13 protein-coding genes are annotated in these 14,818 nt (G+C 68.5%); 9 read left to right on the top strand and 4 right to left on the bottom strand.

The window, feature by feature from the left end; translation table 11 throughout:
• Window positions 1-6: 6 nt before the first annotated feature.
• Window positions 7-666 (top strand): site-2 protease family protein, encoded by a 660-nt coding sequence (locus BLP62_RS02100; protein WP_093005374.1) that lies wholly within the window; start codon window positions 7-9, stop codon window positions 664-666.
• Between the two features lie 9 nt (window positions 667-675).
• Window positions 676-894 carry a hypothetical protein gene (locus tag BLP62_RS02105; protein ID WP_093005376.1) on the top strand — a complete coding sequence of 73 codons (219 nt, stop codon included), beginning with the start codon at window positions 676-678 and terminating at the stop codon, window positions 892-894.
• On the opposite strand, the gene nfo is transcribed toward BLP62_RS02105, so the two are convergent.
• Genes nfo through ileS form a run of 4 tightly spaced genes read right to left on the bottom strand, consistent with a single transcriptional unit; the run spans window position 868 to window position 6,403 of the window.
• Window positions 868-1,692 (bottom strand): endonuclease IV, encoded by an 825-nt coding sequence (gene nfo / locus BLP62_RS02110; protein ID WP_093005378.1) that lies wholly within the window; start codon window positions 1,690-1,692, stop codon window positions 868-870. The genes BLP62_RS02105 and nfo overlap by 27 nt on opposite strands.
• Window position 1,693: 1 nt before the next feature.
• A complete protein-coding gene (locus tag BLP62_RS02115; RefSeq protein WP_093005381.1) occupies window positions 1,694-2,188 on the bottom strand; it encodes a septal ring lytic transglycosylase RlpA family protein in 495 nt (164 codons plus the stop codon).
• Window positions 2,189-3,226, bottom strand: a complete 1,038-nt coding sequence (locus BLP62_RS02120; RefSeq protein WP_425315108.1) for a M24 family metallopeptidase — start codon at window positions 3,224-3,226, stop codon at window positions 2,189-2,191. It abuts the gene before it with no gap.
• Window positions 3,227-3,271: 45 nt separating this feature from the next.
• On the bottom strand, window positions 3,272-6,403 hold the full coding sequence (gene ileS, locus BLP62_RS02125; protein WP_093005385.1) for an isoleucine--tRNA ligase: 3,132 nt from the start codon (window positions 6,401-6,403) through the stop codon (window positions 3,272-3,274).
• 401 nt (window positions 6,404-6,804) lie between these two features.
• On the opposite strand from ileS, the gene fsa reads away from it, so the two are divergent.
• The 7 genes from fsa to nhaA all read left to right on the top strand — a co-directional run bounded on the left by fsa (window position 6,805) and on the right by nhaA (window position 14,816).
• Window positions 6,805-7,476, top strand: coding sequence for a fructose-6-phosphate aldolase (gene fsa / locus BLP62_RS02130; protein ID WP_093005387.1), 672 nt, complete (start codon window positions 6,805-6,807; stop codon window positions 7,474-7,476).
• Window positions 7,473-8,753 carry a transcription termination factor Rho gene (gene rho, locus BLP62_RS02135; protein ID WP_093005389.1) on the top strand — a complete coding sequence of 427 codons (1,281 nt, stop codon included), beginning with the start codon at window positions 7,473-7,475 and terminating at the stop codon, window positions 8,751-8,753. The genes fsa and rho overlap by 4 nt, the downstream gene beginning before the upstream one ends.
• Before the next feature lie 90 nt (window positions 8,754-8,843).
• Complete coding sequence (locus BLP62_RS02140) at window positions 8,844-10,019, top strand: peptidoglycan DD-metalloendopeptidase family protein (RefSeq protein ID WP_176758120.1); 1,176 nt, start codon at window positions 8,844-8,846, stop codon at window positions 10,017-10,019.
• Between the two features lie 93 nt (window positions 10,020-10,112).
• A complete protein-coding gene (gene pdxS / locus BLP62_RS02145) occupies window positions 10,113-10,994 on the top strand; it encodes a pyridoxal 5'-phosphate synthase lyase subunit PdxS (RefSeq protein ID WP_176758121.1) in 882 nt (293 codons plus the stop codon).
• Window positions 10,975-11,358: an ArsR/SmtB family transcription factor gene (locus BLP62_RS02150; protein ID WP_093005395.1), complete on the top strand. Its 384-nt coding sequence runs from the start codon at window positions 10,975-10,977 to the stop codon at window positions 11,356-11,358. Before pdxS ends, BLP62_RS02150 begins: the two co-directional genes overlap by 20 nt.
• A gap of 31 nt (window positions 11,359-11,389) precedes the next feature.
• Window positions 11,390-13,447, top strand: coding sequence for a heavy metal translocating P-type ATPase (locus BLP62_RS02155; RefSeq protein WP_093005397.1), 2,058 nt, complete (start codon window positions 11,390-11,392; stop codon window positions 13,445-13,447).
• A 130-nt stretch (window positions 13,448-13,577) separates the two neighbouring features.
• A complete protein-coding gene (nhaA, locus tag BLP62_RS02160; RefSeq protein ID WP_093005464.1) occupies window positions 13,578-14,816 on the top strand; it encodes a Na+/H+ antiporter NhaA in 1,239 nt (412 codons plus the stop codon).
• Window positions 14,817-14,818: the final 2 nt, after the last annotated feature.

Raw genomic sequence — 14,818 nt, forward strand, 5'->3', positions numbered from 1 at the left:
GGCGGGATGCTGGCCCTTCTCCAGCAGGACCCCCTGGCCTTCGCCCTGGCCTTCGCGGCCCTCCTCCTCAGCCTGGGCCTCCACGAGTGGGGCCACGCCTACACCGCCTTCCGCTTCGGGGACCCCACCCCCAAGCGCCTGGGCCGCCTCACCCTGAACCCCCTCCGGCACCTGGACCCCTTGGGCACGGCCCTCCTTCTCCTCTTGGGCTTCGGCTGGGCCAAGCCCGTGCCCATCAACCCCGCGGCCTTCCGCCCCTACCGCCTGGGGCTTTTCGTGGTCTCCGTGGCCGGAATCCTCCTCAACCTGGCCCTGGCGGTGCTCTTTGCCCTCTTGGTGCGGGGGCTTTATGCCCTGGACCCTTTGGGGGTGGCCCTGACCTTCCGGGGGGAGGGCCATACGGCCACCGGGGTCTTGGCCCTGGCCCTCTTCTTCGCCAGCTCCATCAACCTGGTCTTGGCGGTCTTCAACCTCCTGCCCATCCCCCCCTTGGACGGCTTCAAGATCCTGCAAAGCCTCCTGCCCCTTTCCTGGCAGCCCTTCCTCTGGCGCCTGGAGGGGTACGCCTGGCTTTCCTTCCTGCTCCTCCTCACCCTCCTCCGTGGGCCCGTCCAGGAGGTGCTGGCCTTCGCCCGGCGCGTCTTCTTCGGGGTGTTTTTCAGCTAGAATGGCTCCATGCGCTCTTTGAGCCTTCTTTTCTCGGTCCTCGCCCTTTTGCTTCTCCTCCCTGCCCTCCTTCCCCTTCTGGGCTGGCTCAACTGGTTGGTGATCCCCCTGGCCCTGCTGGGGGCGGGTCTGGGGGTGCTTTTTGGGGAGGAGAGGGCCTGGAAGCTCGGGCTTTTGGTCCTTGGGGTGGCCGCCTTGCGCCTACTCCTGGGGGGCGGTCTCCTCTAGCCAGCCCCGGAGGACCCGGAGGTTCCAGGCGTCCTCCTCGGGGCTCCTTGGGGTTTCCAGGATGAAGACCCGGCCCCGCAGGCGGGGGTCCAGGAGGACCCCCTTAAGCCCCTCCCCGATCCTTCCCTGGAGGAGGTGGGCGTGGTGGTCCACGCGGCTTCCCAGGTCTCCCACGGAGTCGTTTAGGTGCACCACCGGGACCCTCTCCAGGCCCACGGCGCGGTCCAGCTGGGAAAGGACCTGGGCTGGGGCTTCCTTCACGTCGTACCCGGCGGCGAAGGCGTGGCAGGTGTCCAGGCAGACCCCTAAAGGGGTGTCGGCGATGAGCCAGGCCAGCTCCTCAAAGCGGGCCCCCACCTTCTCCCCCCCGCCTGCGGTGTTCTCCAGGAGGAGGCGGGGCCTCTCCTTCACCCCCGCGAGGCGGAGGGCCTTGAGGGCCCCTTCCCGTACCCTTTCGGGGCTTCCCGAGCCCGGGTGGACCACCACGTACTCAAGCCCCAGGAGGCGGGCCTTTTCCAGGTCGTCCGCGAGGCTCATGACGCTCTTTTCCCAAAGCTCCCCCTCGGCCCCGAGGTTCACGAGGTAGGAGGCGTGGACCACCCCGGGGAGCTCCCCCGCGGCCTCCCTCAGGGCGCGGAAGGCCTCCACTTCCCCGGGGGAGAGGGCGCGGGTCTTCCAGCTCCTCGGGCTTTTGGCGAAGATCTGGAAGGCGGAAAGGCCCAGGCGCATGGCCTCCTCCACCGCCCCCGCCACCCCCTTCTTCCCGGCGATGGAAAGGTGAAAGCCGTAGCGCACCACGCTACTCCTCCAGCTCAAGCCGCACCCGGGTGGCCGAGAGGGCCCCGATGGCCTTGGCCGCGGCGTAGGAGAGGTCTATGATGTACCTTCCCCCAAAGGGCCCCCGGTCGTTGATCCGCACCACCACGCTCTTGCCGTTCTTCAGGTTGGTCACCCGCACCCGGGTGCCGAAGGGCAAGGAGGGGTGGGCGGCGGTGAGGGCGTGCATGTCGTAGACCTCCCCGCTCGCCGTCCTCTTGCCGTGGAAGCCCGGGCCGTACCAGACGGCGAGGCCCTCCTGGAGGAAGCGGCCGGGCCTCGAGGGGGCTTCCCCCTTCCCCACCTTCAGGACCTGCCCCGGGTAGATGCGCTCTTTGGTGAGGCCGTTCAGCTCCATGAGTTCCCTCACGCTCAGGCCGTGGGCCTTGGCGATGCGGAAGAGGGTGTCGCCCTTTTGCACGGTGTAGGTCTGGGCCAGGGCGAGGCCGAGGAGGGGGAGGAGGAAGAGAAGGCGCACCTAGACCTCCTGCCAGCCTCGAGGAAAGCGGGAGAGGGGTTCCACGCCGCTTTCCGTCAGGAGGACCAGCTCCTCAATCCGCACCCCGCCAAGCCCCGGCAGGTAGACCCCGGGCTCCACGGTGACCACCATGCCGGGCTCCAGGACCTCTTCCCCGTAGGGGGAAAGCCCAGGCCCCTCGTGGACGGCGAGGCCCACCCCGTGGCCCAGGGAGTGGACGAAGTGGCGGTCCAGGCCGTGGCCCTTGAGGACCTCCCGGGCCACGGCGTCCACCTCCTTGGCGCCCTTTCCCGGGGCGAGGGCGGAAAGGGCGGCCTCGAGGGCCTCCAAAACGGCGTGGAAGGCCCTTCGCAGCTCCCCTTCCACCGGGCCTAGGGCGAAGGTGCGGGTCATGTCCGAGTGGTACCCCTCAAGCCGCGCCCCGAGGTCCAGGGTGACGAGCTCCCCTGCCTTTAGGCGCTTCTCCGAGGCCCGGGCGTGGGGCAGGGCCCCCCGCTCCCCCGAGGCCACGATGGGGGGGAAGGCCACCCCCTCGGCCCCCCGCTTTTTGAGGAAGAACTCAATCTCCAAGGCGATCTCCCGCTCCTCCACCCCGGGCCGGAGGAGGGGGAGGACGTGGGCCAAGGCCTCCTCCGCCAGGGCCTGGGCCTTGCGGATCCTCTCCACCTCCTCCGGGGTCTTCCGGAGCCTGAGCCTTTCCACCACCCCCTTGGTGGGCACCCACTCCGCCGGGGCAAGCTCCCTCAGGCGCTCCAGGGCGGCGTAGGGGAGGTGCTCGGCCTCAAAGCCCACCCGGCCGCGAAGCCCCCGCAAAAGGGCCTCCCGTTCCTCCCGCTTGAGGACCTTGGCGGGGATGCGGCTTTCCCTTTCGGCCTCCGGGTAGCGGGGGTCGGTGAGGAGGAAGGCCCCTTCCCCCGTGACGAGGACCTGGGCGTCCTCGGGGTGGGGGAAGCCGGAGAGGTAGCGGACGTTTTCCGGGCGAGTCACGTAGAGGGCGTCCAGCCCAAGGGGTTCTAGAAGGGCTTGGGGTTCCCGCACGGGGGCACTATACCCCATGGCCCCACCCCTTGGCCAACCCGGGGGCTATTCCGCCTTGGCCAGGTGGAAGACCGCCCGCCCCTCCTCGTCCTCCACCCGCACCTCGTGCCCTCCGAAAAGCCCTTCCCCAAAGGCCTTCGCCAGCACCTCCTGGGCGATCCAGTCCCCGTGGCGCTTTAGGGCCTTGAGGTAGGGGCCTTCCGCCTCGTAGCCCACCCGGATCCGGTCCGAGACCTTGAGGCCCATCTCCTTGCGGGCCTGCTGCAGGAGGCGGAGGAGGTCGCGGGCGAGGCCTTCCAAGCGGAGCTCCTCCGTGACCTCCACCTTGAGGGCGGCCACGTACCCGTCCTTCTCCAGGGCCTGGTAGCCCTGGGGGGCCTCGGCCTCGAGGAGGACCTCCTCCGGCAGAAGGGTGAGGGCCTCGCCCTCCACCTCCAAGGGGATGGCCTCGCCTTTAAGCGCCAGGGCGGCCACCCGCTCCCTCTCCCGCTCCAGGGCCTCCCGGATCTTGGGGACGAGCTTCCCGTACTTCCGGCCGAGGCGCTTCAGGTTGGGGAGGACCCGGTAGGAGAGGACCTCCTCCCCCGGCTCCAGGACCCGCACCTCCTTCACGTTCAGCTCCTCGGCGATCTCCGGGGCGAAGTGCCTCAGGCCCTCCCGCTCCAAGGGGGTGGGGGCGGTGACGAGGAGGAGGGGGAGGGGGGTGCGGGTCTTCACCCCGCTTTTCGCCCGGGCCGAGCGGGCCAGGTCCACCACCTTGAGCACCGCCCGCATCTTGGCCACCAGCTCCTCGTCCACCAGGGCGGGGTCCACCTCCGGCCAGTCGGCGAGGTGGACGCTCTCCTTGGCCCCCTCGTGGACGCTCCGCACCAGGTTCTGCCAGAGCACCTCGGCGAGGAAGGGGGTGAAGGGGGCGGAGAGGGTGGCCACCAGGACCAAAGCCTCGTAGAGGGTGGCGTAGGCCGCCTCCCGGTCCAAGGCGTCCTCGTTCTTCCAGTACCGCCTCCTCCCCCGGCGCACGTACCACTGGGAGAGGTCCTCCACCACGAAGTCCCTCAGGGCGCGGGCGCTCGTGGTGGGGTCGTAGGCCTCGAGGGCCTCCGTGACCCGCCGGATCAGGTCCTGCATCCTCGCAAGGAGCCAGCGGTCCAGCTCGGGCCGCTCCTTGGGGGCCGGGGGGTTCTTGAGGTCGGGGCGGTCCAGGTTGGCGTAGGTCACGAAGAAGCTGTAGACGTTCCAGAGCGTCAGGAAGTAGTCCCGCACCGTCTCCCGCACCAGGTTGGGCCCGAAGCGTCGGTCGGCCTCGGGGGGGGCGGAGACGTAGATGTACCACCTCAGGGCGTCCGCCCCGAACTCCCGGAGGATGTCCCAGGGGTCCACCACGTTCCCCTTGGACTTGGACATCTTCTGCCCCTTCTCGTCCAGGATGAGCCCGTGGCAGATCACGTTCTTGAAGGCGATGGAGCCGAAGAGCATCACCCCGAGCTGGTGGAGGGAGTTGAACCAGCCCCGGGTCTGGTCAATCCCCTCGGAGATGAAGTCCGCGGGGAAGCTCTCCCGGAACTCCTCTTGGTTCTCAAAGGGGTAGTGCAAGGAGGCGAAGGGCATCGCCCCGGAGTCGTACCAGACGTCAATGACGTAGGGGACGCGGCGCATGGTCCCGCCGCATTCACAGGCGAGCTCCACCTGGTCCACGTAGGGGCGGTGGGGGTCAAAGGGCTCGGGGAGGGGCTTCGTGGCCCTTGCCTTGAGCTCCTGGAAGCTCCCGATGGCCTCCTCCTTGCCGCACACCCCGCAGACCCAGATGGGGAGGGGCGTCCCCCAGTAACGGTTGCGGCTTAGGGCCCAGTCCACCAGGTTCCTCAGCCACTCTCCGTAGCGGCCCTCCTTGATGTGGGGGGGCACCCAGTGGATCTCCTGGTTCTTGCGGATGAGCTCTTCCTTGAAGAGGGTGTTTTTGATGAACCAGGTCTCCGTGGCGTAGTACATGAGGGGGGTGGAGCACCGCCAGCAGTGGGGGTAGCTGTGGAGGTAGCTTTCCTCCTTGAAGAGGAGGCCCCGCGCCTTAAGGTCCTTGAGGATGGCCCGGTTGGCCTCGCGGAAGAAGAGCCCCTTAAACGGCTCCACCAGGACCTTCCCCTCCTCGTCCACGGTCTTCAGGAGGGGAAGGCCATAGGCCCTCGCCGTCTCCAGGTCCTCGGCGCCGAAGGCGGGGGCCTGGTGGACGATGCCCGTGCCGTCCTCCCGGCTCACGTAGTCCGCCAGGACCACGAAGTAGCCCTTCTCCAGGGCCTGGGGGTAGGGGGGAGTGTAGGCGAGGCCTTCAAGCGCCTTCCCGGGAAAGGTCTTGAGGATGGGGGTCTCCTCCCCAAGGAGCTTTCGCCCCAGGCCCTCTTCCAGGATGAGGGCCTCCTCCCCCACGCCGAAGGCGGCGTAGGTGTATTCGGGGTGGACCGCCGCCGCCACGTTCCCGGGCAGGGTCCAGGGGGTGGTGGTCCAGATGAGGAGGCTCGCCTTTTCTAGCCCGAGCTTCGTTGGCTCTTTCAGGGGCAGGCGCACGTAGACCGAGGGGTCGGTGATCTCCTTGTAGCCCAGGGCGAGCTCGTGGGAGGAAAGGGGCGTACCGCAGCGGGGGCAGTAGGGCACCACCTTGTGGTCCCGGTAGAGGAGGCCCCGGTCAAAGAGGTTTTTCAGGCTCCACCAGAGGCTTTCAATGTAGGAGGGCTCGAGGGTGGCGTAGGCGTTTTCCAGGTCCACCCAGTAGGCGAGGCGCTCGGTGAAGGCCTCCCACTCCTTCTCGTAGGCGAAGACGGACTCGCGGCAGGCCTGGTTGAAGCGCTCAATGCCGTAGGCCTCAATCTCCCGCTTGCTCTTGAGGCCGAGCCTTTTCTCCACCTCCAGCTCCACGGGAAGCCCGTGGGTGTCCCAGCCCGCCCGCCTCGGCACGTGGTAGCCCCGCATGGTCTTGTAGCGGGGGAAGAGGTCCTTGTAGCTCCGGGCCTGGGCGTGGCCCACGTGGGGGAGGCCGTTGGCCGTGGGGGGGCCTTCGTAGACGACGTAACGGGGACCCCCTTTGCGGTTTTCCACACTCTTTTGAAAGATCCTCTCCCGCTTCCAGAAGGCCAAGACCTCTTCCTCTAGCTTGGGAAAGTTGGGCTCGCCGACCTCCTTGAACATCTCCCACCTCCTAGCAAAACGCCCGCGCCCGAAGGCGCGGACGAAAGCTTGCGCTTCCGCGGTACCACCGCGCTTCCTGGGGTGGCCCCCAGGCCCTCGTTAGGGCGCTATGACGGGCGCCTCCCGGCGGGCATTACTCGGGGCTTGCCCTTTCCTCCCGCGGCTCCGGGGTGATCTTCCCGCCTGTCCGCACCGCCGGGCTCCCACCCTCCCCGGCTCGCTTTGGGCTTTTGGACAGGGGTACTCTCCCCATCCTCGCCTTTACAACCTGTGCCCCCTGGGGTAGAATCCCCCCTTGGCGGCTAAGGCCATGCTAGCAGGCGTTCCCCTCCCTTGACAACGCCCCGGGGTCTGCTAGACTCAGGCTAAGCCGACACCTTTCCCGCTAAAAGGAGCCCAGCATGGAGCTTTACTTGGACACGGCCAACTTGGAGGAAATACGGGAGATCGCCGCTTGGGGCGTGCTCTCCGGAGTGACCACCAACCCCACCCTGGTGGCCAAGGAGTTTTCCGCCCGGGGCGAGCGGCTCACCTCCGAGGGGCTAGCCCAGCACCTACGGGCCATCTGCGAGGCGGCCCAGGGGCCGGTCTCGGCGGAGGTGACGGCCCTCGAGGCTCCCGCCATGGTGGAGGAGGGGAGGCGGCTTGCGGCCATCCACCCCAATATCGTGGTCAAGCTCCCCACCACCGAGGAGGGCCTCAAGGCCTGCAAGCGCCTTTCCTCGGAGGGCATTCGGGTCAACATGACCCTGATCTTCTCCGCCAACCAGGCCCTTTTGGCCGCCCGGGCCGGGGCGGCCTACGTGAGCCCCTTCCTGGGGCGGGTGGACGACATCTCTTGGGACGGGGGGGAGCTCCTAAGGGAGATCGTGGAGCTTTTCCAGGTCCAGGACCTCCCCGCCAAGGTCATCGCCGCCTCCATCCGCCACCCCCGCCACGTCACCGAGGCCGCCCTTCTGGGGGCGGACATCGCCACCATGCCCCACGCCGTCTTTAAGCAGCTTCTCAAGCACCCCCTCACGGACCTCGGCCTCAAGCGGTTCATGGAAGACTGGGAGAAGGTCAAGCCATGAAGCGGAAAACGGAAGTCCAAGAAGCCCCCCTTTCCTACCAGGAGCTTTCGGCCAAGATCCTGCCCGAGCTGCACCTCCTGGCCCAGGAAGCCGGCATTGAAGGCTACAAGCGCATGAAGAAGGACCAGCTCATCATGGCCCTCCTGGAGCGGCAGACCCAGGGGGAGGGCCTGCAGCTGGTCAAGGGCTACCTGGAGATCAGCCCCGACGGCTACGGGTTCCTCACGGAGAACCTCTACAACCTCGAGTCCCGGGTGGCCATCGTCTCCGCCGGGCTCATCCGCCAGTACGCCCTGAGGAGCGGGGACTACATCGTGGGCCGGGCGCGGCCCCCCCGGGAGAACGAGCGCTACGGGACCCTCCTCAAGGTGGAGGCGGTGAACGACCTGGACCCCGAGACCGCCAAGAACCGCCCCCGCTTTGACGAGCTCATCCCCCAGTTCCCCGACCGGCAGATCAAGCTGGAGACCACCCCGGACGAGCTCTCCACCCGGGTCATTGACCTCCTCGCCCCCATCGGCCGGGGCCAGCGCGGCCTCATCGTGGCCCCTCCCAAGGCGGGGAAGACCACCCTCCTCAAGAAGATCGCCAACGCCGTCCTCAAGAACGAGCCCGACATCAAGGTCATCGTCCTCCTCATTGACGAGCGCCCCGAGGAGGTCACGGACTTCCGGGAAAGCGTCCAGGGGGCCGAGGTCATCGCCAGCACCTTTGACGAGCCGCCCCAGAACCACATCCGGGTGGCCGAGTTCGTCCACGAGAGGGCCAAGCGCATCGTGGAGGAGGGGGGGCACGTGATGATCCTCCTGGACTCCATCACCCGCCTGGCCCGGGCGAACAACCTGGTGACCCCGCCCACGGGGCGCACCCTCTCGGGCGGCCTGGACTCCGCCGCCCTCTACTTCCCCAAGCGCTTCCTGGGGGCGGCCCGGAACATCCGTGGGGGCGGGAGCCTCACCATCCTCGCCACCGCCCTCGTGGAGACGGGTAGCCGCATGGACGACGTGATCTTTGAGGAGTTCAAGGGGACGGGCAACATGGAGCTCCACCTCTCCCGCCGCCTGGAGGAGCGGCGCATCTTCCCGGCCATAGACATCCTGAAGTCCGGCACCCGGCGGGAAGAGCTCCTCCTCGGGGAAGAGGTGGTGCACAAGATGTGGCTTCTGCGCAAGGTCCTGGCGGACATGGACCCCGCGGAGGCCATGGAGATGCTCCTCGCCCGCCTGGCCCGCACCAAGAGCAACAAGGAGTTCCTGGCCTCCTTGGCGGCCCGGTAGCCCCTTGCCCCGGGACCGGGGGGATGGGTATAATCCCCCCGGAGTTTAGGTCGGGCCCTTTGGAGGTGATGGTTGCGGGCATTCAGAAGGGTGTGTTTCCTTGCGGCGGCCCTGGCGTGGGCGCAGGCTAGCCCCCTGATCCTAAGCCCCATTCCCCTCCCCGAGGCCACGGTGGAGGTGGGGCGGGCCCCTAAGAAGGGCTGGGTGCTCTACCGAGTGAAGCCGGGGGACACCCTGGCGGGCCTCGCCGCCCGCTACGGGGTGGACCCCAGGCACATCCAGTGGTCCAGTGGCCTTAAGGACGACCGCCTCCAGGTGGGCCAGGAGCTTCGCATCCCCCTGGTGGCGGCCGAGGAGCGGGAGCCCCGCGTGCCCCCGGGGGTGGAGGCCTACCGGGTGCGCCCGGGGGACACCCTGGCCTCCCTGGCCCAGCGCTTTGGCCTTTCCCCCTTGGACCTCGTCTCGGCGAACCCCTCTCTGGAAAGCCTGGACCGGCTGGTGGCGGGGAGCGTGATCTACATCCCCAAAGGGGCCAAGGGGCTTCTTGTGTCCCTGCCGGAAGGGGAGACCCTGGTCTCCTTGGCCCAGCGCTTTGGCCTTTCCCCTCTTCGGGTGGCCCAGGCCAACGGGGTGAAGGACCCCACGGCCCTTAGGCCGGGGGACCTCGTCCTCCTTCCCGGGGTCCAGGCCAAGACTACCTACGAGCGGCTTCTCGCCAAGCAGGAGGAGGAGCGAAGGGCCCGCCTCGAGGCCGAACGTCGCCGCCAGGAGGAGCTTAGGCGCCTCGCCGAGGAAAGGAGGCGGCAGGAGGCCCTGCGCCAGGCCCAGGTCCAGAGGCGCCAGGCCCAGGCCTCCCGTCCCCAGGTGCGCCGGGTGAGCTACCAGGAGGGGGGGATGCGCTGGCCCCTCTCCGGCTTCCGCATCACCACCTACTTCGGCCAGCGGGGGGCCTTCCAGCGCTACCACACGGGGATAGACCTGGCCGCCCCCTACGGCACCCCCATCGTGGCCGCCAAGGCGGGCCAGGTGGAGGTGGCGGGCTGGAGCTCATGGGGCTACGGCTTCCACGTGGTCCTGGACCACGGGGGCGGGGTGGAGACCCTTTACGCCCACATGTCCCGCATCGCGGTTCGGCCCGGGGCGTGGGTGGAGGCGGGGCAGGTCATCGGCTACGTGGGCTCCACGGGGTGGTCCACGGGGCCCCACCTGCACTTTGAGGTGCGGGTGGGGGGCGTGGCCCGCAACCCCCTGGCCTACTTGCCCTGAGGCGGGGCCGCTTCCGCCGGGGGCTTGGCCCCCCGGCTTTGTGCTTTGGGCGCCTTGACCGGGCGGGGGGTAAGCTGGAGGATGGAGGGCGGGATGGAGAAGGGAACCTTCCAGATCAAGACGGGCTTCGCGGAGATGTTCAAGGGCGGGGTGATCATGGACGTGACCACCCCGGAGCAGGCGGCCATCGCCGAGGAAGCGGGGGCGGTGGCGGTGATGGCCCTGGAAAGGGTGCCCGCGGACATCCGCGCCCAGGGGGGCGTGGCCCGCATGTCCGACCCCAAGGTCATCAAGGAGATCATGGCGGCGGTGTCCATCCCCGTCATGGCCAAGGTGCGGATCGGCCACTTCGTGGAGGCCATGATCCTCGAGGCCATCGGGGTGGACTTCATTGACGAGTCCGAGGTGCTGACCCCCGCCGACGAGGAGCACCACATTGACAAGTGGAAGTTCAAGGTGCCCTTCGTCTGCGGGGCGAGGAACCTGGGGGAGGCCCTGAGGCGCATCGCCGAGGGGGCGGCCATGATCCGCACCAAGGGGGAGGCGGGCACGGGCAACGTGGTGGAGGCGGTGCGCCACGCCCGCACCATGTGGAAGGAGATCCGCTATGTCCAGTCCCTCAGGGAGGACGAGCTCATGGCCTACGCCAAGGAGATCGGGGCTCCCTATGAGCTTGTGAAGTGGGTCCACGAGCACGGCCGGCTTCCCGTGGTGAACTTCGCCGCCGGCGGCATCGCCACCCCCGCGGACGCCGCCCTCATGATGCACCTGGGCATGGACGGGGTCTTCGTGGGTTCGGGCATCTTCAAGTCCGGGGACCCCAAGAAGCGGGCCCGGGCCATCGTGCGGGCGGTCACCCACTACAACGACCCCGAGGTGCTGGCCGAGGTGAGCGAGGACCTGGGCGAGCCCATGGTGGGGATCAACCTGGACCAGCTCAAGGAGGAGGAGCGGCTTGCCAAGCGGGGCTGGTGAGGGCATGGCCCGGGCGGTCTGCGGGGTCTACGAGGTCCACCCCGAGCGGGTGGAGATGGCCCGCGCCGCCCTGCCCGAGGAGCGGGTGGTCAAGGAGGCCGCCCTCCTCCTCAAAGCCCTTTCCGACCCCACCCGCATGCGCCTCCTCCTAGCCCTGAAAGGGGCGGGGGAGCTTTGCGTGTGCGACCTGGCCCTTTTGGCCCGGGTTTCCGTTTCTGCGGTGAGCCACCAGCTTAGGCGCTTGCGCCAGGCCCGGCTGGTGGCCTTCCGCCGGGAGGGGAAGCAGGTCTACTACCGCCTGGCCGACGCCCATGTGGCCCGCCTGTTGGAGCTGGCCTTGGAGCACGCAGAAGAAAACACTTGACCATTAGCTCAAATGATGCTACCCTAGGGGCATGGAGGCTCCTAAGGTGCGCGTTTTCCGGGTGGAGGGCATGGACTGCGCCGATTGCGCCCGGAAGGTGGAAGATGCCCTGAACCGGGTCCCTGGGGTGGTCAAGGCGGAGGTGAGCTTCCAAAGCGGCAAGGCCTACCTCCAACTGGAGGTCCCCCAGGCGGAGGAGGAGGCCGCCCGGGCCCTTTCTGCTCTGGGGTACCGCCTCCGTCCGGAAGGGAAGGAGAAAGGGGGGTTACCTGGGCCCTGGCGCTGGGCTTTGGCCTCCGGTGGGCTTCTCCTGGGGGCCTTTGGGTTCTCCCAGCTCCTGCCCCAGCTGGGGGCCTTGGCCTACACCCTGGCGGCCTTGGTGGGGGTCTTCCCGCTCTTCCGGCGGGCCCTCCGCTCTTTCCGGCAGAACCCTTTTAGCATCCAGACCCTGGTGAGCGTGGCCACCCTGGGGGCTTTGGCCATCGGCGCCCAGGCGGAGGCGGCGGTGGTGGTCTTCCTGTTCCTGGTGGGGGAGGTGTTGGAGGCCTACGCTGTGGCCCAGGCCCGGGGGGCGCTTTTCGCCCTGGGGGAGCTTTTGCCCCGGCGGGTCTACCGCCTGGGGGCGATGGGGGTGGAGGAGGTGCCCCTCGAGGCCCTTCGGGTGGGGGACCGGGTGCGGGTACCCCCCGGGGAGCGGGTACCCGCCGACGGCCGGGTGCTCCAGGGGGAGGCCTTGGTGGAGGAAAGCGCCTTCACCGGGGAGCCTCTGCCCCAGGCCAAGGGCCCGGGGGACCGGGTCCTGGGGGGTAGCCTGGTGGCCGAGGGCAGCCTGGTGCTCCAGGTGGAGCGCCACCCCAAGGCAGGCTTCCTGGCGGAGATGGAGCGCATGGCGGAGGAGGCCTTGCTTAAAAAAAGCCAGGCGGAGCGGGTGGTGGACGCCTTCAGCCGCCGCTACACCCCCGCCGTCCTCCTCTTGGCGGGCTTTGTGGCCCTGGTGCTTCCCCTTTTTCAGGGGGATTTCCTGGGCCACCTCTACAAGGCCTTGGCCCTCCTCCTCATCGCCTGCCCCTGCGCCCTGGTGGTGTCGGTGCCCGCGGCCATCGCCGCCGGGGTGGCCCGGGGTGCCCGGGCAGGGGTGCTCTTCAAAAGCGGAGCGGCGCTGGAGGCCCTCGGGCGGGTGCGGAACCTGGCCCTGGACAAGACGGGTACCCTAACCCTCGGCCGGCCCCGGCTGGTGCGGGTGGTGCCCCTTGGGATAGGTGAGGAGGAGGCCCTGGCCCTGGCCAAGGCGGTGGCCGAGGGGTCGGGCCATCCCCTGGCCCGGGCGGTGCGGGAGGCCGCGCCGGAGGTGGGGGCACCCTTGGCCGAAGGACACCGGACGGAGCCCGGCTTGGGTGCCTTCGCCTGGGTGGAGGGGAGGGAGGTGGGGCTCGTGCGCCCCGAGGCGGTGCCCCTCCCCAAGGAGGTGGCGGAGGTGGTGCGGGAGCTGGCCCAAGAAGGCCATAGCCTTTCCCTCCTGGTGGAAGGGACGAGGGCCTTGGCCGTTTTTGCCTTCCAAGACACGCCTAAGGAAGAGGCCCAGGCGGCCTTACGGGCGCTGCGCGCCCTGGGCCTAAGGCTTCACCTCCTCACGGGGGATCGGGAGGAGGCGGCTTTGGCCCTGGGCAAGGCCCTAGGGCTAAAGCCTGAAGAGATTAGGGCAGGGCTTTCCCCCTTGGACAAGCTTCGGGCGGTGGAGGCGTTGGCCCAGGAAGGCGGGGTGGCCATGGTGGGGGATGGGGTGAACGACGCCCCCGCCCTGGCCCGGGCCACCGTGGGCCTGGCGGTGGTGGAGGGGACGGAGGCGGCCTTGCGGGCGGCGGATGTGGGCCTGTTGGGACTGGCCGCCCTGCCTCGAGCCTTCCGCTTAAGCCGCATGACCCTGGCCGTGGTGCGGCAAAACATCGCCCTGGCGGTGGGCCTTAAGGGGGTTTTCCTCCTGAGCACCCTCCTGGGGCTTACGGGGCTTTGGCCCGCCGTCTTGGCCGACAACGGGGCCCTGTTCCTGGTGACCCTGAATAGCCTCAGGCTCCTCTGGGCACGGGTGTAGGGGGTGGCCCGATCTGGCCTGGGGCCAAGGGGGCGGGAGGGGGTGGACCCCCTCCCGTTCTTTTGGCGATTCCCTTAAGGGCTGAACCTTTTGCCACCAGGTTTTTTCGGGGGGGCGGTATGATATGCCCATGCGCCGCAGGCCTTATCCAAGGGTTTTGCAGCAGTTTTTGGAGAGCGAGGCCAAGGGCGGGTTTCTGCTCTTTTTTGCCGCGCTTCTGGCCTTTTTCTTGGCCAACTCTCCCCTGGTGGGGGCCTACTTTGGCCTGCGGGAGGTCCCGGTGGGCCTCAAGGTGGGGGCCTTTGCCCTGGAAAAGCCCCTCCTCCTTTGGGTGAACGACCTCCTCATGGCCCTCTTCTTCCTCCTGGTGGGGCTGGAGCTTAAGCGGGAGATGCTTGCGGGGGAGCTCAAGGAACCCCGCCGGGCTGGGTTGGCGGTGGCCGCTGCCCTGGGGGGGATGGCCTTCCCCGCCCTTTTTTACCTTCTGCTCAACCCCTCCCCCCCGGAGTCCCGGGGCTGGGGGGTGCCCATGGCCACGGACATCGCCTTTGCCCTGGGGGTTTTGGCTCTGGTGCCCCGGGTGCCTTTGGGTCTCAAGCTGTTCCTCACCGCCTTGGCCATCGTGGACGACCTGGGGGCGGTCCTGGTCATCGCCCTCTTCTACACGGGGGGCCTCGATGGCCTTCCCCTGGCCCTGGCTGGCCTTACCCTGGGCCTGGCCTTCCTCCTCAACCGCCTGGGGGTGCGCTGGCTTTGGCCCTACCTCCTCCTTGGGCTTCCCCTCTGGTACTTCGTCCTGAAGTCGGGGCTTCATGCCACCCTGGCCGGGGTGCTCCTGGCCCTGGCCATTCCCCTGCGCCGGGCGCACCCCTTCCAGGGGGCCACGGAGGCAGAGGAGCCCGAGGCCCTCGAGGGGGAGCTGGAGGCCCTGGAGGAGGCGGTGGAGGAGGCCCAAAGCCCCCTGCACCGTCTAGAGCACACCCTCCACCCCTGGGTGGCCTATGGGGTGTTGCCGATCTTCGCCTTCTTCAACGCGGGGGTGGCTCTTGGAGGCCTACAGATGGGTTCGGTGAGCCTGGGCATCGCCCTGGGCCTTTTGCTGGGGAAGCCCCTGGGGGTCTTTCTCCTTTCTTGGCTGGCCCTGCGCCTGGGCTTAGGCGTTCTGCCTGAGGGGGTGGGGCTTCGGGGCCTTTTTGGGGTGGGTTTCCTGGCGGGCATTGGCTTCACCATGGCCCTCTTTATCGCCGGCTTGGCCTTTTCTGGAGAGATGCTGGACCAGGCCAAGGTGGGGGTCCTTGGGGCCTCCTTGGTGGCCGGGGTCCTGGGCTTCTTCCTGGTGCGCACGGCGCTTGACAGGCCCACCGCCTAGGG

The organism is Thermus arciformis (genome assembly GCF_900102145.1).
Classification (GTDB): domain Bacteria; phylum Deinococcota; class Deinococci; order Deinococcales; family Thermaceae; genus Thermus; species Thermus arciformis.